This window comes from Corynebacterium mucifaciens, assembly GCF_012396315.1.
GTDB lineage: Bacteria > Actinomycetota > Actinomycetes > Mycobacteriales > Mycobacteriaceae > Corynebacterium > Corynebacterium mucifaciens.
The window spans coordinates 90,377-114,181 of the sequence record NZ_JAAXPF010000007.1 but is presented as its reverse complement, the minus strand read 5'-3'; the positions used below and the strand labels follow the sequence as shown (position 1 = coordinate 114,181).

Below are 23,805 nucleotides of genomic sequence, written 5' to 3'. Positions count from 1 at the left end.
AATAATGGTTAGATGCACTCCATGCGAAACCCCGGGATCGCGGCCGTCGTCGCCGCCGCAACCTTGCTCACCGCCTGCACCGCAGTCGAGGAAGGCGAGGGCAACGCACAGCCGGGTTTGCTCGCGACAACCGGCGTGTGGGCGGACGTAGCGGCCGCGGTCACCGGCACCGACGTGGACGCGATCATCACCGGCGCTGACGTCGATCCGCACCACTTCGAGCCGACGGCGCAAGACCTCGCCAAGGTCAAGGCCGCCGACACGCTCGTGGCGAACGGCGGCGGGTACGACCACAGCCTGTACTCGGTTGCCGAGCAAGACAAGGTCGTCTTCGCCATCCCGCCCGCCGAAGATGTCGCAGAACACGACCACGACCACAACACCGAGGACCTGGACAGCATCGAACACATTTGGTTCAACCCGGGCAAGGTCAAGGAGGTTGCCCGGGAGGTGGCGCAGCGGGCAGGCGGCTCGGCGGCAGACGTGGAGGCGCGAATGGGTGCCGTGGAGGCCAAGCTCGCGGAAATCGGCAGCGTCCGCCTCGCGGCGACGGAGCCGATCGCGGCGGGCCTGATCTACGGCACTGAGCTGCACGATGTCACCCCGGATGGCTACCTTCGCGCCGCGCTCAACGAGTCGGAGCCGTCCGCGCAGGACATCGCCGCGTTTCTAGAGACCATCGAAGCAGGCGAGCTGGATCTGCTGGTGTATAATCCGCAGTCCACCACTGGCGCCGCCGACCGCATCGTCGATGCGGCGAAGGAGCACGGGGTGGACGTGGTGGAGATCAGCGAGATCCCGCCGGCCGGCACGAACTTCCTGGACTACATGGACTCCGTGGTGGACCAGATCGCCCAAGCAGCCGCGCACCACTAGAATCCCCGCAAGTGATCCTTCAGATTCGTGGCGCCGCCGTCGCGCCCCTGTGGAGCGACCTTGACCTCACGCTCGAGCGCGGCGAGTTCCTCGCAGTGCTCGGGCCGAACGGGGTGGGCAAATCGACGCTCCTCGGCACCATCCTGGGCGTGCGCGAGCTCACCGCCGGCAGCGTCGAGGTCGACGGCCGCATCGGGTTGATTCCGCAGCAGCGCATGTTCCCCCGCGATCTCCCCATGCGGGGGCGGGACCTGGTCTCGCTTGCAATTTCGCATCGGCGGCAGGTGGGCGAAGCGGTCGTCGACAAGCAGCTCGACGCCGTGGGGGCGCTCGGATTTGCCAACGAGCGCGTGGGGCTGCTCTCCGGAGGGCAGCAGCAGCTTATCCGCCAGGCGCAGGCGTTTGCGAAGGACCCAGAGCTTGTGCTTGCCGACGAGCCCCTGCTCTCCCTCGACCCGGCCCGCCAACGCGACACCGTCCGCAGGCTGCACGAGCACCCGGCGGCGGTGGTGTGCGTGACCCACTCCATCAACCCGCTGCTCGGCGTGGTCGACCGCGTGCTCTACATCGGGCCAGAGGGCCACGTGGTGGGCACAGTGGGCGAGGTCATGCGCTCCGAGGTGCTCAGCGAGTTGTACGGCACGCGCGTGGACGTGGTCGAGGTGGACGGAAGGATGGTGGTCCTGTGACGACGCTCGAGCTGCTCAACCTGGACTTCGTGCGCGCGACCTTGGCGGCGTGCGCCCTGCTCGGTGTCTTGTCGGGGGTGATGGCGCCGCTGGTGGTGCTGCGGCAGATGTCGTTTTCCGTTCACGCCACTAGCGAACTGGCGCTGATGGGTGCCTCCGCAGCCCTGCTGTTCGGCCTCAACGTCGGCGCGGGCGCGATTGCCGGCGCTGTGGTGGCCGCGCTGGTGCTGGCCGCGCTGGGGCTGAAAGGCCAGCAGGATTCGGCCGTGGGCGTAGTGATGAGCTTCGGCATGGGCCTGTCCGTGCTGTTTATCCACCTCTACCCCGGCAATTCCGGCCGCGCGCTGTCGCTGCTCACCGGCCAAATTGTGGGCGTGAACGGGCAAGACCTGTGGTTGCTGGGGCTGACCACCGCGGTTGTGGTCGTCGCCGTGGCCGCGTGCTGGCGGCCGCTGCTGTTCGCCTCCGCAGACCCGGAGATGGCCGCGGCCAGTGGCGTGCCGGTGCGCGCCATGGCCTTCCTGTTCGCAGTCCTGGTGGGCGTGGCCTCGGCGCAAAGCGTCCAGATCGTCGGCGCGCTGCTGGTGATGTCGCTGTTGATCACCCCGGGCGCCGCCGCCGCGCAAATCACGGCCAGCCCGCGCAGGGCGGTCGTCTATTCGGTGGTGTTCGCTGAGCTTTCTGCGGTGGGCGGGATGTTGCTCTCGCTCGCCCCCGGGGTACCCGTCTCGGTGTTCGTGGCGTTCGTGTCCTTCGGCATCTACCTGGTGTGCCGGTGCGTGGGGCGTTACAGGAACGCGCGGTAGTCGTCGGGCCGCGCGCCGGCGTCCACCGCCGCCTCAGCCGCGTTGAGGAAATCCCGGCGCACCTTCTTCTGGTCGAGCTCGCGGCCGGAGACCGAGAGCCTGATCGTGTTACCCCGCTCCGCGCCACGCGCCGCCGCCTTGATCACGTTGCGGCGCCACCACTTCGCCGCGCCGTAGCCTTCACCCACCGAAAGGTTGCGGGATTGCGTGAACCCGCCGGTGCGCAGGTTGTGGATGCCCTTGCTGGACACAGCGATGCCGAACCCGAAATCAGGCAAGACATCCAGCGTGCCCCGGGAAAGCTGCCAGCGCGGCGGTGCGAACATGCGCAGGTCGAACCCGAGGGACTCCATCTGGCGTGTAGCCCCCTTGAGGCGCAGCCGAGCCTCGTGTTCCTGGAGCGTGGCAAATTCGGCGCGGCGGCCCTGCACCGGCTGGTCAAAGCCGTTGAGCAGCACAGCCCGCTCACCAAGCTGCGCGCGCAGCCATGAGCGGGTCTGTTCGTCTTTTGCCAGGTGCCACCGCTTGTCAATGTGCGGCGCCACCAAGAGCGACACCGGAATCTCCCGGCGGTCCAGCTCGTCCACCAGGTTATGTACTCCGTCCAGGGTCTCGTCGAAAATAGAGGAAACGGAGACGAGGAGACGGCCTGGCATACCGGAAATTATCGCACAACCGGCCCGTCACCGCGCACCCTACTCCGGCGCCTTCTCCGCCCCGGCGGTGACCAGCGTCCACGCGTACTCGAACGCCGTCTGCTTCCACCTGGCGTAGCGGCCGGACACGCCACCGTGCCCCGCGGACATTTCCGTCTTCAGCAAAAACGGCCCACCCCGGCCGACTTCCCGCAGCTTGGCTACCCACTTCGCGGGCTCGACGTAAAGCACCCGCGTGTCGTTGAGGGAGGTCACGGCCAGAATCGCCGGGTACTCCTGGTCGGCGACGTTCTCGTACGGGGCGTACGTGGCCATGTAGTCGTACACCTCCGGGTCGTGGTAGGGGTCGCCCCACTCCTCCCACTCGCCCACCGTCAGCGGCAGCTCGGGCTTCAGAATGGAGGTCAGCGGGTCCACGAACGGCACGACGGCCAGTATGCCGGCGAATTTCTCTGGCGCCATGTTGGCCACCGCGCCCATGAGCAGCCCGCCCGCGGAGCCGCCTTCTGCCACCAGCCGCTCGGGGGTGGTCAGGCCCAGCTCCACGAGACGGTCCGCGCACGCGATGAAGTCCGTGAACGTGTTGGTCTTGTGCAGCATCTTGCCGTTGTCGTACCAACCGCGGCCCATCTCGCCGCCGCCGCGCACGTGCGCGCAGGCCCACACCATGCCGCGGTCGAGCAAGCTCAGCCGCGACACCGAAAACCCAGGGTCCATGGAGGCCTCGTACGAGCCGTACCCGTACAGCAGCGCGGGCGCCTGCTTCTCGACGCCCCTCCGGCGCACCACCGAGACCGGCACCTGCTCCCCGTCCGGGGCGGTCGCCCACACGCGGAACGCCTCGTACTCGCTCGGGTCGTAGCCACCCTCGACCTCCTGCTCCTTCAGCAGCGTCGATTCGCCGGTAGCCACGACGTAGTCCAGCACCTGCGTCGGCTGGGTGTAAGAGGAGTAGATGACGCGGACCACCGGGGCTTCCCACTCGGGGTTGCCGCCCAGCCCCACGGTGTAGAGCTCCTCGGAGAACGCAAGCTCCGTGAACTCGCCGAAGCGCTCACCCAGCGGGGCCACCGCCAGGCGCGAGATGCCGCCACGGCGGTACTCCATGAACATGAAGTCGCGGTACGTGTCCACGCCTTCGACGCGCACGGTGTCGGAGTGCTCCACCAAAACGTCCAGCTCCCGCAGGGGCGGCAGGGCGCCGACAGGAACCGTCGAGACGCAAAAGTTCGGCCCGTGGGCGTTGTGGGTGACCACCCACTGTTCCTCCCCGCCCACGACGGCGAGGTTCACGCCGTACTCGATGCCGGCTTCGCGCGGCCACATGACCTCGGAGGACGCGGTGGGATCCGCAAGCGGCACCACGCGGTACTCAGAGGTCAGCGATGACGACGCCGCAATGAACAGGTAGCGCTCGGCGCGGTCCACGCCGACGCCAACGCCGAATTTTTCGTCCGGCTCCTCGTAGACCAGCACGTCCTCGGACGCATCGGTGCCGAGCGCGTGCCGCCACACCTGGTAGGGGCGCCACGCGTCGTCCACGCGGACGTAGAACAGGTAGTCCTCCCCCGCCCAGGTCGCGCCGTAGAAGATGCCCTCCAGGACGTCGTCGAGCAACTCGCCGGTCTGCAGGTCTTTGACGCGCAGGGTGAAGCGCTCGTCGCCGGCGGTGTCGTAGGAGTACGCGAGCAGCCGGCCGGAGGTGGACACCGACGACGCCCCGATGGAAAAGAACTCGTGTCCAGCGGCCAGCTCGTTGACGTCGAGAAGCACCTGCTCCCCCGGCATCTCGTCCGTGACCTCGGGCGGCGTCCACGGCTCGCCGGCGGTGGGCACACGGCACGAGATGGCGTAGTCCTTGCCCTCGATGGTGCGCCCGTAGTACCACCAGTCGCCCTGGCGTACCGGCACGGACATGTCCGTTTCTTTAATCCGGGACTTGATCTCGTTGTAGACGTCGTCCACCAGCCCGGACCACGCGGACGTCTGCGCGTCCGTATAGGCGTTTTCCGCCTCCAGGTGGGCGATGACCTCGGGGTTGTCCTTGTCGCGCAGCCACTCGTAGTTGTCCACGAACTCGCGGTCGTGGAACGCGCGGGTGCTCGGGCGCTTGGCAGCTACTGGAGGGATCATGCGTGCTCACCCGGCCACTCGGAAAAGCGGCGGCCGCTGAGTCGCTCGTACGCCTCGATGTAGCGTTCGCGGGTGGCCTCGACCACGGAGCCGGGCAGCTCCGGCGGCGGGGTGCCGTCTTCCTGGTCCCAGCCGGCTTTGGGTCCTGTGAGCCAGTCGCGCACGTATTGCTTGTCAAAGCTGGGCTGGCTGCGCCCCTCCTCGTAGCTGTCCGCCGGCCAGTAGCGGGAGGAGTCCGGCGTCAGCACTTCGTCGGCAAGCACGAGCTCACCGTGCTCATCCAGCCCGAACTCGAGCTTGGTGTCGGCGAGGATGATGCCCTTGCTCTCCGCGTAGTCGGCGGCGCGGCGGTACACATCCAGGGTCGCGTCGCGCAGGCGCTCAGCGAGCTCACCCCCGAGCTTGCCCGCCATGTGCTCGAACGTGACGTTGACGTCGTGGTCGCCCTGCTCAGCCTTAGTGGCGGGGGTGAAGATTGGCTCCTCCAGCTTGGATGCCTCCGTGAGCCCCTCGGGCAGCTTCACGCCGCACACGCGCCCGGTGGCGTCGTACTCCTTCTTGCCGGAGCCGGTGAGGTAACCGCGGGCAACGCACTCGAACGGCACCATGTCCAGCTTCTTCACCACCATCGCGCGGCCGAGGACGTCGGCGGGGATGCGCTCGTCGTCGATCGGGCCGGCCAGGTGGTTCGGCACGTCGGACAGCAGGTCGAAGAAGAACATCGAGGTCGCGGTGAGGATTCGCCCCTTGTCCGGGATTGCCGGCTCGAGGGAGAAATCGAACGCGGAGATACGGTCGGTCGCGACCATGAGCAGGGTCTGCTCATCCACCTCGTAGATTTCGCGAACCTTGCCGCCGGAGATGTGTGAGTAATCTGAAAGCTCTGGACGCATGCGCGCTAGTATATGCGCCGTGAAAATCCGTGCGACCGCAGTCCTCCTCCCCCTCGCGTTGGTTGCCTGCGCCGCGCCGGCGCCGTTTGACGGCGACATGCCGCCGTTTACCCCCTCCCGCGACGGCGCGACATTCCGCTTCGGCCAAACCGCGAGCATTGTCACCGAGGACGTGCGCTTCCACGTGCCCGTGCAGTGGGAGATCACGGTAGATGAGCCCACCACCTCCCGCGCGCCCCGCAGTGCGGCAGAGGCAGCGAGCATCGTGTGCTTCCCGGTCACGTACACCCCGGTGGCTATCGGCGAATTCCCCCGCGACGTCACTGTCGCAATGCCTGAGCTTTCGCCTATCGACGGCTCCCTGGCCGCCAACCGGGCCGACCCCGCCTACTGCGGCGACACCACCGTCACCGGCTACATCAGGGACCTGCGGGAAAACGAGACCTACGAGGGCTTTGTCGCCTCCTGGGCCGGCAGCGCCGACCCGGGGATTGTGGCCACGGGCGTCGAGCTGCGCAGCCGCGACGCCACCGTGACCTGGAAATAGCTCTGGAAGTAGCTACAGAATGTCGCCCGGGGTGTAGGCGGCCGCATCCGGGTGCGCGTCGACCAGCGCCTGCACGCGCGCGAGCACACGGTCCACCTGCGCCTCAGCGGCGCCGATGAACGCGTGCCGGTCCGCCAGCGCCTGGTTGAGGGCATCTGCGTCCAGCGGCAAGCGCTCGTCGTCGGCCAGCCGCTCCACCAGATTCTGCTCCGCGCCGTGCTCGCGCATGTCCAGCGCCATGGCGACCGCGTTTTCCTTGATCACTTCGTGCGCGGTCTCGCGGCCCACGCCCGCGCGGACAGACGCCATGAGGATGCGGGTGGTGGCCAAGAACGGCAGGTAGCGGTCCAGCTCGCGGTTGATCATCGCCGGGAAGGCGCCGAACTCGTCGAGCACGGTCAGCATCGTCTCCAGCTGGCCGTCGATGGCAAAGAACGCGTCCGGCAGGGCCACGCGGCGCACCACGGAGCAGAACACGTCGCCCTCGTTCCACTGCTGGCCGGCAAGGTCCGCCACCATGGTGAGGTAGCCACGCAGGATCACCTGGAACCCGCCGACCCGCTCACACGAGCGCGCGTTCATCTTGTGCGGCATGGCCGAGGAGCCGACCTGCCCCTCCTTGAAACCCTCGGTGACCGTTTCGTTGCCGGCCATCAGGCGGATGGTGGTAGCCAGCGACGACGGGCCCGCCCCCAGCTGCACCAAGGCGGAAACGACGTCGAAGTCGAGGGAACGCGGGTACACCTGACCCACCGAATCGAAGACGCGGTCGAAGCCCAGGCCTTCCGCAATCCCCTGCTCAAGGCGGGACAGCTTCTCCTCGTCGCCCCCCAGCAAATCGAGCATGTCCTGGGCCGTACCCATCGGGCCCTTGATGCCGCGCAACGGGTAGCGGGACAGCAGCTCCTCAATGCGCTCTACCGCCACCAGGATCTCGTCCGCCGCGGACGCGAAGCGCTTGCCCAGCGTGGTCGCCTGCGCCGCGACGTTGTGGGAGCGGCCCGCCATGACGAGGGACTTGTACTCGCCCGCGCGGTTGCCCACCGCTTTCAGCAGCGCGATGGCCTTGTCGCGGGTGAGCTCTAGCGCCCGACGCACCTGCAGCTGCTCCACGTTTTCGGTGAGGTCCCGGGACGTCATGCCCTTGTGGATCTCCTCGTGGCCCGCCAGCGCGTTGAACTCCTCGATACGCGCCTTCACGTCGTGGCGGGTGACGCGCTCGCGGGCCGCGATGGAATCCAGGTCAACCTGGTCCACGACCCGCTCGTAGTCCTCGATCGCGCCGGGTGCGACCGCAACCCCGAGTTCCTGCTGCGCCTTCAGCACTGCGATCCAAAGCTGGCGCTCCAGGACGATCTTGTGCTCCGGGGCCCACAGTGTGGCCATCTCCGGGGAGGCGTAGCGGTTGCTCAAAACATTCGCGTTATTCGGCTTCACGGCATTCATCATAAGGAGATGGCTCCCTCGATCGCGGGGCGGGCAATGTCTGTGCGGTAGAAGGAACCGGGAAGCTCGATGCCGTCGATAACCCGGTACGCCTCAGCCACCGCCTCCTCCAGGGTGGCGCCGCGCCCGACGGTGCCGAGCACGCGGCCGCCGGAGGCCACCAGCTGCCCGTCTTTCAGCGTGGTCCCCGCGTGCAGCACCTTCGCCGGGTCACCCAGTGCCTCGCCCGTGACCGCACCTCCGGTCTTCGCCGCCTGCGGGTAATCCTCCGCTGCCAGCACCACCATGGCCGCAAAGCCATCGCGCCACCGCAGCGGCTCCACCTCCGCCAGCCGGCCCTGCGCCACGGCGAGCAGCACGTCCGCCAGCGGCGTTTCCAGCAGCGATAGCACTGCCTGGGTCTCCGGGTCGCCGAAGCGGGCGTTGAACTCCACCACAGCCGGGCCCTCGGGGCCCCACGCCGCGCCGACGTACAACAGGCCCTGGTACGGGATGCCGCGGCGCACCATCTCGGCGGCGACCGGCCGGGCGATGGTATCCACAATGGTCTCCACGCCGTCCTCCGGCAGCCACGGCAGCGGCGCGTACGCGCCCATGCCGCCGGTGTTGGGGCCCTCGTCGTTGTCGTAGGCACGCTTGTGGTCCTGCGCCGGCAGTAGCGGCACCACAGTCTCGCCGTCCACCAGGCAAAACAGCGAGACCTCCGGGCCCTCCAGGAAGGACTCAAACAGCACCGGGTTGCCGGACGCGATGACCGCCTCCGCGTGCGCCTTCGCCTCGGCGCGGTCCTCGGTGACCACCACGCCCTTGCCGCCGGCGAGCCCGTCGTCTTTGACCACGTAGCGGGGGCCGAACTCGTCCAGCGCCGCCTCGATGTCCTCCGCGGCCTCGACGCGCGACGCCGAGGCAGTCAGCACCCCCGCTGCCGCCATCACGTCCTTGGCAAACGCCTTCGAGCCCTCGAGCTGCGCTGCAGCCTGCGTCGGCCCGAACACCGGAATACCCGCCTCAATCAGGGCGTCCGCGGCGCCCGCCACCAACGGCACCTCCGGGCCGATCACCACAAGCTCCGCCTCGACGTCGCGCGCCAACGCGACGATGGCCTCCGGGGAGGCGACGTCGACGGAACGCACCGTCGCTAAGCCGGACATGCCCGCGTTGCCCGGAGCAACCGTGAGCTCGTGGCCGTGCATTGCGTGGAGAAGGGCGTGTTCGCGGCCGCCCGAGCCGATGACAAGGATGCGCATGGGCCCTAATTTACCGGTAGCGTTTGAAACCATGAGCACCGTATTCAGCAAAATCATCTCCGGCGACATTCCGGGCCGAATCGTCTACCAGGACGACACCGTCGCCGCGTTTCTCACCATCGAGCCGGTGGCGTACGGCCACACGCTCATCGTGCCGGTGGAGGAAATTGACAAGTGGACCGACATCCCGGCCGAGCTGTGGGCGCACATGAACGAGGTGGCGCAACGCATCGGCGCCGTGATCGTGGAGGAGTTCGACGCCGAGCGCGCCGGCTACCTCATCGCCGGCTTTGAGGTGCCCCACGCGCACATCCATGTCTTCCCCGCCAACGACATGTCCGGCTACACGCTGTCCACCGCGATACGCAACGACGAGACCGACCCGGCCAAGATGGATGCCGCCGCGGAGACCATCCGCCGGGGCCTTACAAAGCAGGAAGCGACAGCGTAAACGTCGAGCCCTTGCCCGGCGCGGTGTCCACCGTCACCGTGCCGCCGTGGGCCTCGATGAGGGATTTCGTGATGGCCAGGCCCAAGCCCGAGCCGCCCGTGGCGCGGTTGCGGGAGCTGTCGGCGCGGTAGAAGCGCTCGAAGATGTGCTCCGCGTCCTTGGCCTCCATGCCGCAGCCGTTGTCCGCGACGTCAACCACCGCCCGGTCCAAGTTGCGCCGGATAGTCACCGTCACCTCCGCGTCCGGGCCGGCGTGCTTGTAGGCGTTGGTGATCAGGTTGACCAGCACTTGGTGCAAGCGGTCCGGGTCGCCATTGACTTCCACAACGTCCGGGGTGTCCGCGATGACGTCTACGCGGCGGTCCGGGAACGCCGCGTCCACCGTGCTCTTGGCGGAGAGCACCAGCTCGAGTACGTCCGTGGGTTTGGTGTTCAGGCGCGCCCCCTCCGCGCGGGTCAGCGCCAGCAGGTCCTCGACAAGCAGCTGCATGCGGGCCGATTCCTCGTCGATCTTGGCCAGCACCATGTCCGGGTCGTTGGCCATGCCCTTGCGGTAGAGCTCCGTGTAGCCACGCACGCTGGTCAGCGGGGTGCGCAGCTCGTGGGAGGCGTCGCCGACAAACCGGCGCATCTGCTCCTCCTGCACCTGCGCGTTGACCAGGGAGTCCTGCAGCTTGGACACCATCGTGTTCATGGCGTAGGACAAACTGCCCACCTCGGTCTCGCGCGACCACGCGGGCACGCGGCGATCCGTATCGCCGTTGGCGATGGCCAGTGCCGTGTTTTCCACGATCTTCAGCGGCGCGAGCGCGCGGGCAACCATGTAGTTCGCGGCCACCGCGATGCCGAGCAGCGCAAGCACGCCCACGCCGGCTTCCACCCACGCGAGCGCACGTAGCATCTTGCCCTCGGTCTCCAGCGACTTCGCTACGTACTGCACCGTGCCATCCGGCTGCTGGTGCGCAATCGCCCGCCATTTCGTGCCGGTGCCCACGCCACCCGCCGAGGTGATGGTCGTGGGCGTGTCCAGGCGCTTCACCTGGGAATAGTCGGGCGGGTCGGTTGCGCCCCGCCGCGGCACGAGCTGGTCGATGCCGGGGTACAGCGTCGCCTGGTTGAACTCGCTGGGCAGGCTGAAGTAGTTGAACTGCCACGCTGGTGTTTGCTGGGCCCACGTGTCCAGTCCTTCCCGGAGCTGGTTGTCCGCGCGGTCGAAGAGGAAGTTGCGCATCACGGCGAAAATCAGCATGGAGCTGAGCGCGATCCCGAGCGTGGACGCCACCATCACCGCCGCCACCAGCTGGCGCTTGAGCGGCTTCTTCGACGGCGCACTGAACACCGAAAAGGCCATGGACACTACTGGCGCGGGGTGCGCAGCACGTAGCCCACGCCGCGGACCGTGTGGATGAGCTGCACGTCGCCGGTGTCGACCTTACGGCGCAGGTAGGAGATGTAGGACTCGACCACGTTGCCGTCGCCGCCGAAATCGTAGTGCCACACGTTGTCCAGGATTTTCGCCTTGGACACCACCACCTCGGCGTTGAGCATGAGGTAGCGCAGGAGGTTGAATTCGGTGGGCGACAGCTCCACGATCTCGCCGGCCTTGGTCACCTCGTGGGTGTCGTCGTTGAGGGTGAGGTCCGCGTAGCGCAGGGTCGAATCCTCGTTGGAATCGTCCGTCACGTTGCCGCGGCGCAGGATCACGCGCAGGCGAGTGATCACCTCTTCGAGCGAAAACGGCTTGGTCACGTAGTCGTCCGCGCCGATGGTCAGGCCGTGGATGCGGTCTTCCACCGCGTCCTTGGCGGTGAGGAACAGCACCGGGGCGTCGAGGCCCTCGCCCCGCAGCTTGCTCAGCAGCTCAAAGCCGTCCATTTCCGGCATCATGACGTCGAGGATGTACGCGTCCGGCCGCCACGAGCGGGCGAGCTCCAGCGCGTCCGCCCCCGAGTTCGCTGTCTCCACGTCGAAACCCTGGAACTTCAGGGAGACGGTCAACAGCTCCACAATGTTCGGCTCGTCGTCTACAACCAGCACCTTCAGGTTCTGAGCGCTCTCTGCCATGTCATCCACTCCGTTTCCACGTTTTTCAGACGTTCACTCACACGTCACAACGATTGAAAGCGATTAAACCCGACAACTCTGCACGTTTCCTGTACGTCCACTGAACGGCCCACGCAGACTTCCCCCGAAAAGAAATGGAGCTGGAGACGGGACTTGAACCCGCAACCTACGGTTTACAAGACCGTTGCGCTACCAATTGCGCCACTCCAGCAGTGCTGCAGAATCTTACACTTGCCCCGCACCCGAGTCACAACGGTGCGTCACAACAGGCCAACCGTTAGTGTGAGCGTGTGGCAGAAGGCAACTCTTTGTGGGAGCGGATTTCGGGTTCCCGGCAGCGCGTGGCAACAATCGACGAAGCGCGCACGTCGCCGCCGCCGTCCGTCCTCGCGCCCATCAACCTGACGGATCCGGCCGAGGTGGCCGCGGTGATGAATATCGCGGCGCGCATCGGCGAGATCCTCATCGCCAACGCGACCACGTCTGCAGACGCGGCCAAGCAGATACACACCGTGTGCTCCTCCTACGGCCTGCACTACGTCCACGTGTCCATCACGGTGAACACCATCACCCTGAACACCATCATCGGCGTTGACCAGCGCACGCCCGTGAACGTGTTCCGCGTGGTCACCATGATCAGCGAGAACTACCACAAGCTGCAGGAAGTGGACCGCCTGATCCGCTCCATCCGCTCCGGCGCGACGCCGCCGGAAATGGCGGAGCGGATCCTCAACGACATCGACACCTCTCCCATTCCCCACCGCAACGCCCGCAACCTCGCGGGCTGGACGGTGATGGGGTTCTTCGTCGCCATGCTCCTCGGCGGAGACCTGCTCATGATGACGGTGGGCGGCCTGACCGCCTTCCTCATCATGGGCTTTAACAAACTCCTCTCCCGCGGCGGGCTACCGGCGTTCTTCCACAACGTCATCGGCGGTTTCCTCGCCACCGTGCCGGCGGCCATCGCCTACGATTTTTCCGCCTCCATCGGGCGCACCATCGTGCCCAGCCAGCTCATCGCTACCGGCATCATCGTCCTGCTCGCGGGTCTGACCCTTGTGCAATCGCTTCTCGACGGCGTGACCGGCTCCCCCCTCAACGCCTCCGCCCGCTTCTTTTCCGCCATGCTCAACACGGGCGGCATCGTCGCCGGCGTGGCCACCGGCGTGGCGGTGTCCGAGATGGTGGGTATGCCGCTGCCTCCGGTGGAGCTGCTGCCGGGCAGCGCGGCCTACTCCAGTGCGACGCTCACCATCATCGGCGGCGGCATGGCCGCGGCAGCGTTCGCAGTGACCTGCTTCGCGGAGCGCCCCGCGATCATCCTCTCCTTCGTCACCGCCGCCATCGGCTCCGCCTGTTACTACCTCCTGCTGGCCCCGCTGGGCCTGGGCCGGCTCTCCGCCACGGCGGCCTGCTCCATCGTGGTCGGCCTCGTCGGCGGCCTGATCTCGCGCCGGTTCTTGATCAACCCGGTGATTACCGCCGTGGCGGGCGTGACACCCTTCCTCCCCGGATCCTGGATCTACCGCGGCATGTACGCGCTGATGAACGAGCAGATGATCCTGGGCATGGCGAACATCTTCACCGCCATCGGCACGTGCATGGCGTTGGCCGCGGGCGTGATCTTCGGCGAGTGGATTGCCCGCCGCATCCGCGCCCCGCAGCTCTACGTGCCGTATCAGGCGTTCAAGCGCGCCGGCCGCGTCACCTTTGAGCAGCTGCGCAGGGTACGTCGCCGGAGATAAGCTCATCGCGTAAAATGAGTGCCCTTGACGCCTGATGCAAGGAGGAGACCGTAGTGCCACCCAAGATCACCGATTCTCGCCCCACCGCCGAGGCGATGCACGCCGTGGAGGAGCAGACGGCTTCGGGTGCCCGTCGGATCGTGGCAACCTACGCCGAGGACTTCCTCGACGGCGTGACGCTGATGTCCATGCTGGGGGTCGCGCCCAAGGGCTTCGTGTACAAGCGCTACGTGGAGGACTTGGAGAAGGCGGCCGAGGAGGAAGCGCCGAAGAAGGCCACCAAGAAGAAGGCGACGAAGAAGAAGGCCACCAAGAAAAAGTCGGCGAAGAAGGCGGCGAAGAAAAAAGCCACCAAGAAGGCCACAAAGAAGTCGACCAAGAAGGCTGCAAAGAAGGCCTAGATGGGGGACAACGACTTCGTCGTCGTGGCGAACCGCCTGCCGGTGGACAAGGTTGGGGATCAGTACGAAGTCTCCCCCGGCGGCCTCGTCGCCGCGCTCGCTCCCGTGCTCCGGGCGCAGGAAGGGTGCTGGGTGGGGTGGCCCGGCACCATCGGTGAAGCGCTCGAGCCGTTTGAGTTTGGCGGCATTTCCCTGCTGCCGGTCGCTTTGGACCAGGAGGACTTCGAGGGGTTCTACGAGGGCTTTTCCAACTCCACGCTGTGGCCGCTCTACCACGACCTGATCGTCCAGCCGGAGTACAACCAGCAGTGGTGGGAGCGCTACGTCGCGGTTAACCGCAGGTTCGCGGAGGCGGCCGCCCACGCCGCCGCAGAGAACGCCACCGTGTGGGTGCAGGACTACCAGCTGCAGCTCGTCCCGGGGATGCTCAAGGAGATCCGCCCCGACGTCACCATCGGGTTTTTCCTGCACATTCCGTTCCCGGCGCCTGCGCTGTTCCACCAGCTGCCGTGGCGCGAGGAGATCCTGGAGGGCCTGAAGGGTTGCGACCTCATCGGCTTCCAGCGCGGCGCCGACGAGGAGAACTTCCGCCTGCTCACCGAGGAGATCCGGACCGGGACTTTCCCCATCTCCATCGACTCCGCGGAGATTGCGGCGGCACCGGAGACGTCGATACGCGAGCTCCGCGCGTCCGTGGGCGACCCGAAGCATCTGCTGCTGGGTGTGGACCGCCTGGATTACACCAAAGGCATTCTGCAGCGCCTGCTGGCGCTTGAGTCGCTGCTGGAGGAGGGGAAGCTACAAGACGCCGCCTTCATCCAGCTGGCGACGCCGTCGCGCGAGCGCATCGAGGACTACCGCACCACCCGGCGCGAGGTGGAGGAAGCGATCGGCCGCATCAACGGCGGCTTCGGGGAAGTAGGCCGGCCGGTGGTGCATTACGTGCACCGCAGCATTCCCAAGGAACAGCTCGGCATCTACTACGCGGCGGCGGACATCATGCTGGTCACCCCGTTCAAGGACGGGATGAACCTGGTGGCCAAAGAGTACGTCGCCGCCCACCCGGACGCGTCTGGCGCGCTGGTGCTCTCGGAGTTCGCCGGCGCGGCCGTGGAGCTGCACGAGGCGTACCTGTGCAACCCGTTCGACCTCGAATCCGTCAAGGACGCGATCATGGCGGCCACCGAGCCGGAGCCGGCCCGCATGCGTCACATGCACGATTGGGTGATGGAACACGACGTCACCGCGTGGGCGCAGTCGTTCCTGGAGCAGCTGTGAGGCGCGCCCTCCCCGCCGCTTCCCTGCTCGTCCTCACAGCCTGTGCGCCGGCGCCGAGCTGGCAGGTTGTTTCCGTGCGCGCGGATGAGGACCTGCCAGCCACTAAGATGTCGCCTGCGCGGGTGCGTATCGACGACCACAGCTTCGCCGGCACCACCGGCTGCGCGGATATCTCCGGCGTGTACGACGGCGACACCGACGTCACCCTTTCGCAGGTCCAGGTGGGTGACCCGGGGGACTGCGCCGGCTGGGCGCGCCACACCCACGACCAGCTCACAGAGCTCATCGTGGACGGCGCGGCGCTGCACCTGACGCGCCCCGCCGACTACGAGCTCGTGCTGGTGGACGCCGACGGGCGGACCGTGAGGCTGATGCGATGAGCAGCATGCTTGTGTGCCTGGATTTCGACGGCACCCTCGCCGAGCTGAACCCGGATCCGTACGCGGTGCGCATCCACCCCGGCGCCGAGCGCGCTATCCGCAGGCTGGCGGCGGCCCCCGACACCGAGGTGGTCATCCTCACCGGCCGCCACATCGCGGGCATCCGGCAGATTCTGCCCGCGGACCTCCCCGTCACGGTTGTCGGATCCCACGGCGCGGAGCCGGGGCCGACGCTTTCCGCCGCCGACCGTGCGTACCTGGACAACATCGAGGCACAGCTGGCTCCACTCGCCACCGACGGCGCCTGCGTGGAGGTCAAACCCTTCCAGCGAGTGCTGCACGTGGCGCAGGTCCGCGACCCAGCTGTCGCCCAGGCGATCCTCGCTGCGGCAAACGCCATCGACACGGGTGGCCGGCCGAAAACGCAGGGCCACAACGTGGTGGAGTTCTCTGCCGTGAGCATTACCAAGGGCAGCTTCCTGGCCGAGTACAAGCGGGCCTTCGACGTCACCGTGTTCGCCGGCGACGACGACACGGACGAGCACGCCATCGCGGTGCTGGGGCCGCGCGACATTGGCATCAAGGTGGGCGCGAAGCCGTCGATAGCCACCGTGCGCCTCGACGACGTCGACGCCATGGCCGAGTACCTCACCCAGCTCGCAGACGAAAGGCAGGCATGAAGCGCCACACGCTGACCCACCAAGGCCGCGAGCGCCGCTGGGTGGAAATACCCGGCGATCCCGATGCCCTCTTGCTGGTCCTGCACGGCTCCTTGCAATCCAGCAACGTGATGCGCAATTTCACCGACCGCACCTTTGAGGGCCTCGGCCCCACCGTGGTCTACCCGGACGGCGTGAAGCACCATTTCAACGACCTGCGCGCCGGCTTCAACGAGGACGCGCGCCGCCTGCGTATCGACGACGTCGGCTTCCTGACCACGGTGGTGGAGCACTACCGCGCCGGCACCGTGATCGGCTGCGGGTTCTCTAACGGTGGCCAGATGGTCATGCGCCTGCTTTTCGACGCCCCCGGCCTGCTCACCGGCGCGGCCACCTTTGGCGCCTCGATGCCGACCCCCGACAACACCCTAACCTCCACCGAGCGCTACCAACCCACGCCGCTGCTGTCCGTCCACGGCACCGAGGACCCGCTCGTGCCCTACAACGGCGGCATGGCCGGCATTGGCGGCAACAACCGGGGAACAACCCGCTCCGCCACCGACTCGGCCGCGTTCTTCGCCGAGTTGAACGGGTGCACCCGCCACGAGGTGACCGCAAGCGACGCGCTCCGCATCGACGACTGGGGCGGGCCCCACCCGGTCAGACTTGTCACCCTCCGCGGCGCCGGGCACCTCGTGCCGGTGAACAAAGACCTCGACCCCCGGCTGGGCCCCAACCCCAAGACACCGACCGGCGGGGAGCTTATCCGGCAGTTCTTCTTTGCCGGGCAAACTCGCTGAGCACCACGCCAGCCGCAACGGAGGCGTTGAGGGATTCAACCCAGTCCTCCATGGGCACGGACATGATCACGTCGCAGTTTTCGCGCACGAGGCGCGAGATGCCCTTGCCCTCGGAACCGACAACGATGACGACCGGCTCGGTGGCCTGGTCAAAGGTGTCGAGGGTGTGCTCCCCGCCCGCGTCGAGGCCGACCACCGTGTAGCCGTTGTCCTGGAACTGCTTCACGGTGCGCGTCACGTTGGTCACGCGCGCCACCGGCAGCCGGGCGGCTGTGCCCGCCGAGGTGCGCCACGCCACGCCCGTGACCTGCGCGGAACGGCGCTCCGGGATGATCACGCCGTTGCCGCCGAACGCCGCGGTGGAGCGGATGACCGCACCCAGGTTGCGGGGGTCCGTGATGTTGTCCAACACGACGAACATGCCTGGCCCGTCCACAGACTCCAGCAGATCGTCCAAGTCGGCATACTTGTACGGCTGGATCTTCAGCCCAATGCCCTGGTGCATGCCGTTGCCGGTCATGGCGTCGAGCTGCTGGCGCGGCACCTCGTGCACCGGGATGTTCTTGGAGTTGGCCAGGCCCACGGCCTCGCTCAGGCGCTCGTCGTGGCCGGTGCCGGCCGCCACGTACATTGCCTCCGCCGGCACCTTCGCCTTCAGGCACTCCACCACCGGGTTGCGGCCGACCACCATGTCCGCCACCTCGCGGTCGTGGCGCCCCTGGGCGCGGCGCTGCTGCTCCAGCTTGCGCTTGTGCGCCGCGTGGTAAACGCGGTCTTCGGCCTTCGGGGTCGCTCCCTTGCCGCGCAGGCCGCGGCGGCGCTGCCCGCCTGAGCCCTTGGTGGGGCCCTTCTTGTTCTTCTTCTGCTTGTCAGGCCGCTCGTACGGTTTTGCCATGGTCTACTCCTTCACCTGCCACTGCGGCCCATCGGCCGTATCGGTCACCTCGATGCCGGCCGCGGCCAGGCGGTCGCGCACCTCGTCCGCGGTCGCCCAGTCCTTCTCCGCCCGTGCGGTCGCCCTGCGCTCCAGCTCAGCACGAACCAGCACGTCCAGCGCGGCGCTATTGCTTGACGACGACGGCCACGCCCCCGGGTCCACACCCAGCACGGCCGCCATCGCACGCACCTGTGCCGCGAGCGGCGCCGGATCCGCAGCCTTGTTGCCCTCGCGCACGACGTTGTGGATCTCCGCCAGCGCCTTGGGCACGGCGAAGTCGTCGTCAAGCGCCTGCGCAAACCCTTCCGTCCACGTGGTCGGCTCGGGCGTACCGGCGCGTTTGACGAATTCTTCGATGCGCCGGTACCCGGCTGCCGCCTCCTGCAGCGCCTCCGGCGAGTACTCCAGCACGCTGCGGTAGTGCGCGGAACCCAGGTAGTAGCGCAGCTCCACCGGGCGCACCTGCTCCAGCATCGCGTCGATGGAAAGCACGTTGCCGAGGGACTTCGACATCTTCTCCCCCGCCATCGTGACCCAGTGGTTGTGCATCCAGAAGCGGGCGAAACCGTCCCCAGCGGCGTGCGACTGCGCCTGCTCGTTCTCGTGGTGCGGGAACTGCAGGTCGAGCCCGCCGCCGTGGATGTCGAACTCGGGGCCCAGGTACCACGTGGACATCGCCGAGCACTCCAGGTGCCAGCCGGGCCTGCCCGGGCCCCACGGGGTGGGCCAGCTCGGCTCGCCCGGCTTCGCGGCCTTCCAGAGTGCGAAGTCTGGGTCGTCGCCCGTCATGTCCTCCAGCCGGTTGCCGGAGATCGAGCCGTAGTCCCCGCCCCCGTTCACCCACGCGTTGACGTCGAAGTAGACGGACCCGTCGCGGGTGTAGGCGAAGCCGGCGTCGATAAGCCGCTGCATGTACTCGACCATCTGGGTTACGTGGCCGGTTGCCCGCGGCTCCACGGACGGTGGGAGCACGCCGAGGGTGTCGTAGGCGCGGGTGAATTCGCGCTCGTGGGTGGACACCCACTCCCACCAGGGGCGGCCGTGTTCGCTCGCCTTGGTCAGGATCTTGTCGTCGATGTCCGTGACGTTGCGCACGAACGCGACGTCGTAGCCGTTGGCGAGGAACCAGCGGCGCACGATGTCGAACGCGACACCGGAGCGCAGGTGCCCAATGTGGGGCTTGGCCTGCGGGGTGGCGCCGCACACGTACATGGAGACACGGCCGGGTGTGATCGGCTCGAAGTCGCGCAGTGTGCGGGTCTTGGTGTCGAAGATGCGTTGATTCACAACACAGCAGTCTACAGCTGGGTGGACTCCACCCTCAGCTCCGAGTAGCGGGCCTCGGGGACGCTGAAGGAGTACGGCTGGCCAATCGGCTGCCACACCTGGTCCGGGCTGCACTTGACGTCCTGGGCGTCCCCATCGAGCATGGTGAAACCCCACACGAGCCGGCCCTGCTTGCCCGAGTCAAGCGTGTACGGGCCGACCACCTGGTTGAGGGACCAGTAGACCTCGTGGACGTACTTCCAGCCGTACGCACGGGAGACGTTCTTGACCAGGTCCCCCTTGGGCGTGAAGGTGCCGGAGACCTCCAGCGTCTGCACCCGCTTTTCTTTCACAGTCTGCTCCACGGGCACCGGTGCTTCGGTGTCGTTGCTCACGCTCGCCGCGTCCGTCTGCTTGAACCAGCGGCGGGTGGCCTCGACGTACGTGTCCGTCCTGCCCGGGGTGGCGCAGTGGGTCCCCGGCGTGAGGTCCTCATTCCACCGCTGCGGGAGCTCGAAATCGTAGGACTCTGCGTGTGCAGGGGCGGCGAGCGCCAGACACGCCAGCAGCGCAGGCACGACCTTCCTCATTTACGCCGCCCAATCGGTGTTGTCGCGGGTGCTGACGCGGACGTGGCGCTCCTTCGGCATGGTCGCGGTGAAGGTGTTGCCCGCGCCCTGCCAGGTGTGGTCGGCGCCGCAGACGGTCTCCTGGCCGCGGAAGTCGGACACGATCCAGCCGGCCTGCAGCACAGCGGTCTTGCCCGGCGCGATGTTGTACGGGCCGATCTTCTCGCCCACCTCGTAGGACTGCTGGTCCGTGTAGCTGGTGGAGAACGTGAACTGGATCAGCTTGGCCACGTCGAAGCTCAGGCCGGCGGTGACGTTCCAGGTCTTGGTCTTCGTCTCCGTGACGGAGCGGGTGATAGACAGCGGCTCATCGTTGTAGTTGGACACGGTCCAGGTGCCGGCGGAGCCGTCGAAGTAGCTGCGGACGATCTCCACCGTCTGGCCGCGGTCGCCGGGGTTGGCGCACTTCGCGCCGATGGTGGTCGGGTTGGTCGCGTCGTAGTCGCGCTGCGGCAGGGCGTTCGCGGCGGGCGCGAGGGCGAATGCGGCGGCGGTCAGCAGAGCAACGGTGCGTTTCATGGCGATTCCTTAGAGGTAGGTCTGGGTGGGAACAGGGAGGTTGCGGTACTCGTCGGGGGTGACGTCGACGGTCCGCTTGGATCCGTCCTTGCTGGTCACTGTGGCCTCGGCCCAGAAACCGGACGGGGCCGCAGACTGCGGGTGGGCCGTCACGCGGGAGTACTTGCCGTCTCGGCCAGCGGAGATTTCGCGGTAGTTGATCCGCGTCATGGTCGTGCCGTACTCGATGTGGACACGGTCGCCCGGCTTCAGGTCGATGGGCTTGAGCGCGGTGTTCACCGGCATGTACGCCCGCTTGACGGCGCCGACCGAGGACAGCCAGCCTTGCGGCAGCCGGCCGCCGTTGCCCATCCAGTTGACGTACTGGTTGTTCTCCGCACCGACGACGTAGTCCGTGACGGGCCTGAAGGTGTAGTCGCCCTTAGACCAGTTGAGGAAGTCCTGGGAGTAGCCCGGCTTGCGGAACGTCGGTGCCACGGCCTCGATGTCGTACGGGTAGTAGGACTTGTCGCCCTGGCGTGCCGGCTGGTTCAGCTCGGGCCATTCCTTGTCGCGGCGGAACTGGGCATCGGGCTTGACCACGGTGTCGCGCTCGTCCGCCACCTTCTCCAGGCTCGGGCCCGAGGTGGCGGTGTAGGTGTCGCCCGACGGCCGGGAATTTGCGCCCTCGCTGCGCGACGGGATCTCCATGGCGAGGTTGGACACGGAGCCGTCCGCCTTGATGATGTAGGCGAAGGCGTAGCGCTCTGCCGGGCCCGTGCCGCGAATGACGTTCGCGCCCGGGGCGTTGCGCAGCACGCCGTTGTCGCAGGTCATGAACATGGAGATGAAGTCCTTCTCCAGCACGCCGTAATCCACGCGGAAGGATTCGCCCGGCCCAAGCTCGATGGGCCCAAAGGTTTCGCCCTCGATCCAGCCGTTGGACTCTTTCAAGCCGATGTCGCTCTTGGCGGTGGTGTCCCACCCGCTCGGCAGCGTGGCCTTCGAGTTCGCCTCGATCTTGCGGTTGGTGCCCGTTTCCACCGTCGCCGTGTACGGCACGGTCTGATCGGTGTTGTTGGTGAACTGGAGGGTGCCGTCCGCCAGGTAGCGGCGGGCTGTCTCGCCGTAGCGCCACTCCGGGGTGACTCCGGCCTGGCAGGCGGTGTCGAGCCCCTCGATCGGGTATCCCTGCGGCATAGCCGGAATCGCCGCCGCGATCGGGGCGTGCGCCATCGCGACCGTTCCAAGCACCGCAACGAGTGCTGTCCTGATCTTTCGCATGGGGTCACGGTAACCCCACAATTTCCTCGGCGGAACCCGAGAAAGCGAAGTGGGATCTTTCGTTACGAGGTGGGGAACTTTCGTTCCACCAGCGCCGTTGCAATGGCCGCCCGACCCTCACCGCTGCCGGTGAACCCCATGCGGTCTGTGGTTGTCGCTGAAACGGACACCGGGGCACCGAGCGCCTCCGACAGGACCCGCTCGGCTTCTTCCCGCACCGGCCCCATCTTTGGGGTCTGCCCGATGAGTTGGGCCGAGACGTTCACCACTCGGTGGCCTTGGTTTTCAATCAGTTCCTTGAGCTCCTGCAGAAGCTCGACCCCGCGCACCCCGTCGTATTCCGGGCGCCCCACGCCGACGAATGAGCCGAGGTCACCCAGGCCCGATGCGGATAAGACGGCGTCCACGATGGCGTGGCTGACCACGTCACCGTCGGAATGCCCCTCGCAGCCGTCCTGGCCTTCGTGCAGGATGCCCGCGATCCAGCATGCTTTCCCGGCTTGGATCTGGTGGGCGTCAAACGCCGTGCCTACTCGGAGATCTGTCATGCGTACGACGGTACTTCAGGATCCTGAAAGTCGTGGTCGGGCGGGTAGTCGCGGATGAGGTAGAACTCCCGGCTTGTTTCGTGCGCCATGTCCCGGAGGTACTCCTCCAACGCGGCGAGGAGCTGCGGTGTGAGTTCCGGCTCTTTCTCGGGCGGGTACTCGAAGCGCCTGCCGAACTTTTCCTCCAGTTCGTGGATGGTGGCCATGCACGTTTCGTAGTCCCGATCCTGCTCGTACTGCTCCACCACGGAGTGGCAGCGGTGGTAAAACTCAGCCCGGTCGCGCCGCTGCTGACGGCGCTGCTCGAGGGTTGTTCGCCACCGGGGGTTCTCCGGCTGGAGATAGTCCGTAAGGAACCCGCCGGCTTCTGTCACCTGGAACGTGCCGTCAGCGTGCAGCCACACGATGTCTCCGGTGACGGGGTCCGGCACGTAGTACACGCGGCGATCGGTCTTGATGTTGTGGTGGTGTGCGCACAAGCAGAACAGGTTGGAGGGGGTGGTCTTGCCTCCCTCGTCATAGGGGACGCGGTGGTCTAGCTGGCAGTTTTCGGCTTTAACGCCGCAACCGGGCCAGAGGCAGGTTCCGTCTCTGGCTTGCACCAGCGCCCGCATGGCCGCGGAGGGGACGTACGCTTCAGTTTCCGCACCCTCAGCGGCGTCCAGGTCGATGACGTGGGGAGGGTTATCTTCCAGCATCGCCTCCACCGTGGCAGTCCCGTCGGCGTCGGTCCAGCCGAAGTTCGGTATGTAGTAGGAGCTGCCCGGAGTTTTCGAGGTGAACATGTAGAGCACAACCTTCGGCGTGGCCTTCACCTCGCCGGTGAGGATGGCCTTGAGCGCATCGTCCCGTGAGAGCTTGTGCTCGCGTGCGATCTGCTCGGTGTAGCGCTCCATCAGGCCGATGGTGGCGGCGTCGCCAGACACGTTCAGCCCCGCATCCCCGTCATCTTGGCCGTAGAACGTGCCCCGGCACGTGCCGAAGGGGGCATCCTTTTCTTTCTTCCGGTCCTTGATCTTCTTCTGGTTTGGCGCCAACTTGGCATCGATGCGCTGGATCCGTTCCCGCAGGCGGCGTTTCAGCGAACTTGGCGACGGCAGCTCCGCCCCGGCCACACGCGGAGTGAACACCTTGACCAGGTAGGCATCCATATCTTCGAGAATGTCCGGTGTGGCAAGGTCGTTGAGCCGGTTCAACGTGGACTCGATAGCCGAGAGCCTGCGGACATCCAGCCGGCGAGTTTCCACCTGAAGCTCCCGGAGCCTGGGCAGATCTGCGAGGACGGAGTACCCGAGTATCCCCGTCTCAGCCCAGGCCTGGCTCTCCCCCGCGGCGAGCGCGATGGAGCAGGCCTCTAGCTCGAAGTCGTCCACTTCGGCCAGCGGCTTGGCGTAGCGCTGGAACATCTGGAATTCAGCGTCGCGCCGCGCTTGCCCAGCAGCAGCGATCGGGCACCCTTCCCGCTCGGTTACGAAATACGCGTTCATTTCCACCCTCCCTCGTACCTACGTTCGAATATAGCTTCGATAAAACGGTACGTCAAGGGTTTCTCAGAAACGTTTCCACTACTAT

25 protein-coding genes and 1 tRNA gene are annotated in these 23,805 nt (G+C 66.9%); 11 read left to right on the top strand and 15 right to left on the bottom strand.

Translation table 11 applies throughout. From position 1 onward, the window contains the following. Positions 1–12: 12 nt before the first annotated feature. Genes HF989_RS07500 through HF989_RS07490 form a run of 3 tightly spaced genes read left to right on the top strand, consistent with a single transcriptional unit; the run spans position 13 to position 2,371 of the window. Positions 13–876, top strand: coding sequence for a metal ABC transporter solute-binding protein, Zn/Mn family (locus HF989_RS07500; protein WP_168685312.1), 864 nt, complete (start codon positions 13–15; stop codon positions 874–876). Positions 877–887: 11 nt separating this feature from the next. Then, complete coding sequence (locus tag HF989_RS07495; RefSeq protein ID WP_168685310.1) at positions 888–1,565, top strand: ATP-binding cassette domain-containing protein; 678 nt, start codon at positions 888–890, stop codon at positions 1,563–1,565. Beyond that, complete coding sequence (locus HF989_RS07490; RefSeq protein ID WP_168685308.1) at positions 1,562–2,371, top strand: metal ABC transporter permease; 810 nt, start codon at positions 1,562–1,564, stop codon at positions 2,369–2,371. The genes HF989_RS07495 and HF989_RS07490 overlap by 4 nt, the downstream gene beginning before the upstream one ends. On the opposite strand, the gene HF989_RS07485 is transcribed toward HF989_RS07490, so the two are convergent. From HF989_RS07485 to HF989_RS07475, 3 genes are read right to left on the bottom strand one after another with little or no spacing between them, the layout of a single operon-like run. After that, on the bottom strand, positions 2,353–3,027 hold the full coding sequence (locus tag HF989_RS07485; RefSeq protein WP_168685306.1) for a DUF2334 domain-containing protein: 675 nt from the start codon (positions 3,025–3,027) through the stop codon (positions 2,353–2,355). The genes HF989_RS07490 and HF989_RS07485 overlap by 19 nt on opposite strands. Positions 3,028–3,066: 39 nt before the next feature. After that, positions 3,067–5,160 carry a S9 family peptidase gene (locus tag HF989_RS07480; RefSeq protein WP_168685304.1) on the bottom strand — a complete coding sequence of 698 codons (2,094 nt, stop codon included), beginning with the start codon at positions 5,158–5,160 and terminating at the stop codon, positions 3,067–3,069. Further along, positions 5,157–6,053 carry a phosphoribosylaminoimidazolesuccinocarboxamide synthase gene (locus tag HF989_RS07475; RefSeq protein ID WP_168685302.1) on the bottom strand — a complete coding sequence of 299 codons (897 nt, stop codon included), beginning with the start codon at positions 6,051–6,053 and terminating at the stop codon, positions 5,157–5,159. The genes HF989_RS07480 and HF989_RS07475 overlap by 4 nt, the downstream gene beginning before the upstream one ends. 19 nt (positions 6,054–6,072) lie before the next feature. On the opposite strand from HF989_RS07475, the gene HF989_RS07470 reads away from it, so the two are divergent. Further along, positions 6,073–6,600 carry a hypothetical protein gene (locus tag HF989_RS07470; protein ID WP_168685300.1) on the top strand — a complete coding sequence of 176 codons (528 nt, stop codon included), beginning with the start codon at positions 6,073–6,075 and terminating at the stop codon, positions 6,598–6,600. Between the two features lie 12 nt (positions 6,601–6,612). On the opposite strand, the gene purB is transcribed toward HF989_RS07470, so the two are convergent. Then, positions 6,613–8,046 (bottom strand): adenylosuccinate lyase, encoded by a 1,434-nt coding sequence (gene purB, locus HF989_RS07465; protein ID WP_168685360.1) that lies wholly within the window; start codon positions 8,044–8,046, stop codon positions 6,613–6,615. Next, positions 8,046–9,293 carry a phosphoribosylamine--glycine ligase gene (gene purD / locus HF989_RS07460; RefSeq protein ID WP_168685298.1) on the bottom strand — a complete coding sequence of 416 codons (1,248 nt, stop codon included), beginning with the start codon at positions 9,291–9,293 and terminating at the stop codon, positions 8,046–8,048. Before purD ends, purB begins: the two co-directional genes overlap by 1 nt. Before the next feature lie 31 nt (positions 9,294–9,324). Here purD and HF989_RS07455 point away from each other — a divergent pair, with 31 nt between their 5' ends. Next, complete coding sequence (locus HF989_RS07455; protein WP_168685296.1) at positions 9,325–9,744, top strand: HIT family protein; 420 nt, start codon at positions 9,325–9,327, stop codon at positions 9,742–9,744. On the opposite strand, the gene HF989_RS07450 is transcribed toward HF989_RS07455, so the two are convergent. From HF989_RS07450 to HF989_RS07440, 3 genes are all read right to left on the bottom strand, one after another. Further along, a complete protein-coding gene (locus HF989_RS07450; protein ID WP_168685294.1) occupies positions 9,719–11,095 on the bottom strand; it encodes a sensor histidine kinase in 1,377 nt (458 codons plus the stop codon). The two genes, HF989_RS07455 and HF989_RS07450, sit on opposite strands and share 26 nt — an antisense overlap. Positions 11,096–11,100: 5 nt before the next feature. After that, positions 11,101–11,808 (bottom strand): response regulator transcription factor, encoded by a 708-nt coding sequence (locus HF989_RS07445; protein ID WP_168685293.1) that lies wholly within the window; start codon positions 11,806–11,808, stop codon positions 11,101–11,103. Positions 11,809–11,943: 135 nt separating this feature from the next. Continuing rightward, positions 11,944–12,019, bottom strand: a tRNA-Thr gene (locus HF989_RS07440). 79 nt (positions 12,020–12,098) lie between these two features. Here HF989_RS07440 and thrE point away from each other — a divergent pair. Genes thrE through HF989_RS07410 form a run of 6 tightly spaced genes read left to right on the top strand, consistent with a single transcriptional unit; the run spans position 12,099 to position 17,071 of the window. Further along, positions 12,099–13,553: a threonine/serine exporter ThrE gene (thrE, locus tag HF989_RS07435; protein WP_168685291.1), complete on the top strand. Its 1,455-nt coding sequence runs from the start codon at positions 12,099–12,101 to the stop codon at positions 13,551–13,553. A gap of 53 nt (positions 13,554–13,606) precedes the next feature. Further along, complete coding sequence (locus HF989_RS07430; RefSeq protein WP_168685289.1) at positions 13,607–13,954, top strand: hypothetical protein; 348 nt, start codon at positions 13,607–13,609, stop codon at positions 13,952–13,954. Next, positions 13,955–15,232, top strand: coding sequence for an alpha,alpha-trehalose-phosphate synthase (UDP-forming) (locus tag HF989_RS07425; RefSeq protein WP_168685288.1), 1,278 nt, complete (start codon positions 13,955–13,957; stop codon positions 15,230–15,232). Continuing rightward, the gene (locus tag HF989_RS07420; protein ID WP_168685287.1) at positions 15,229–15,612 is read left to right on the top strand and encodes a hypothetical protein; all 384 of its coding nucleotides are present in this window, start codon (positions 15,229–15,231) and stop codon (positions 15,610–15,612) included. The genes HF989_RS07425 and HF989_RS07420 overlap by 4 nt, the downstream gene beginning before the upstream one ends. Next, positions 15,609–16,292, top strand: coding sequence for a trehalose-phosphatase (locus HF989_RS07415; RefSeq protein WP_168685286.1), 684 nt, complete (start codon positions 15,609–15,611; stop codon positions 16,290–16,292). Before HF989_RS07420 ends, HF989_RS07415 begins: the two co-directional genes overlap by 4 nt. After that, a complete protein-coding gene (locus tag HF989_RS07410; protein WP_168685285.1) occupies positions 16,289–17,071 on the top strand; it encodes a CE1 family esterase in 783 nt (260 codons plus the stop codon). The genes HF989_RS07415 and HF989_RS07410 overlap by 4 nt, the downstream gene beginning before the upstream one ends. Here the strand turns inward: HF989_RS07410 and rlmB are convergent. From rlmB to HF989_RS07375, 7 genes are all read right to left on the bottom strand, one after another. After that, on the bottom strand, positions 17,034–17,966 hold the full coding sequence (gene rlmB / locus HF989_RS07405; RefSeq protein WP_038612981.1) for a 23S rRNA (guanosine(2251)-2'-O)-methyltransferase RlmB: 933 nt from the start codon (positions 17,964–17,966) through the stop codon (positions 17,034–17,036). The genes HF989_RS07410 and rlmB overlap by 38 nt on opposite strands. Before the next feature lie 3 nt (positions 17,967–17,969). Next, positions 17,970–19,295 (bottom strand): cysteine--tRNA ligase, encoded by a 1,326-nt coding sequence (cysS, locus tag HF989_RS07400; RefSeq protein ID WP_168685284.1) that lies wholly within the window; start codon positions 19,293–19,295, stop codon positions 17,970–17,972. An 11-nt stretch (positions 19,296–19,306) separates the two neighbouring features. Continuing rightward, a complete protein-coding gene (locus tag HF989_RS07395; RefSeq protein ID WP_168685283.1) occupies positions 19,307–19,864 on the bottom strand; it encodes a hypothetical protein in 558 nt (185 codons plus the stop codon). Then, a complete protein-coding gene (locus HF989_RS07390) occupies positions 19,865–20,422 on the bottom strand; it encodes a hypothetical protein (RefSeq protein WP_210729087.1) in 558 nt (185 codons plus the stop codon). A gap of 9 nt (positions 20,423–20,431) precedes the next feature. After that, positions 20,432–21,685, bottom strand: coding sequence for a hypothetical protein (locus HF989_RS07385; protein ID WP_168685282.1), 1,254 nt, complete (start codon positions 21,683–21,685; stop codon positions 20,432–20,434). A 62-nt stretch (positions 21,686–21,747) separates the two neighbouring features. Next, positions 21,748–22,233, bottom strand: a complete 486-nt coding sequence (gene ispF / locus HF989_RS07380; RefSeq protein ID WP_168685280.1) for a 2-C-methyl-D-erythritol 2,4-cyclodiphosphate synthase — start codon at positions 22,231–22,233, stop codon at positions 21,748–21,750. Further along, complete coding sequence (locus tag HF989_RS07375; RefSeq protein WP_168685279.1) at positions 22,230–23,720, bottom strand: HNH endonuclease signature motif containing protein; 1,491 nt, start codon at positions 23,718–23,720, stop codon at positions 22,230–22,232. The genes ispF and HF989_RS07375 overlap by 4 nt, the downstream gene beginning before the upstream one ends. Positions 23,721–23,805 lie beyond the last annotated feature (85 nt).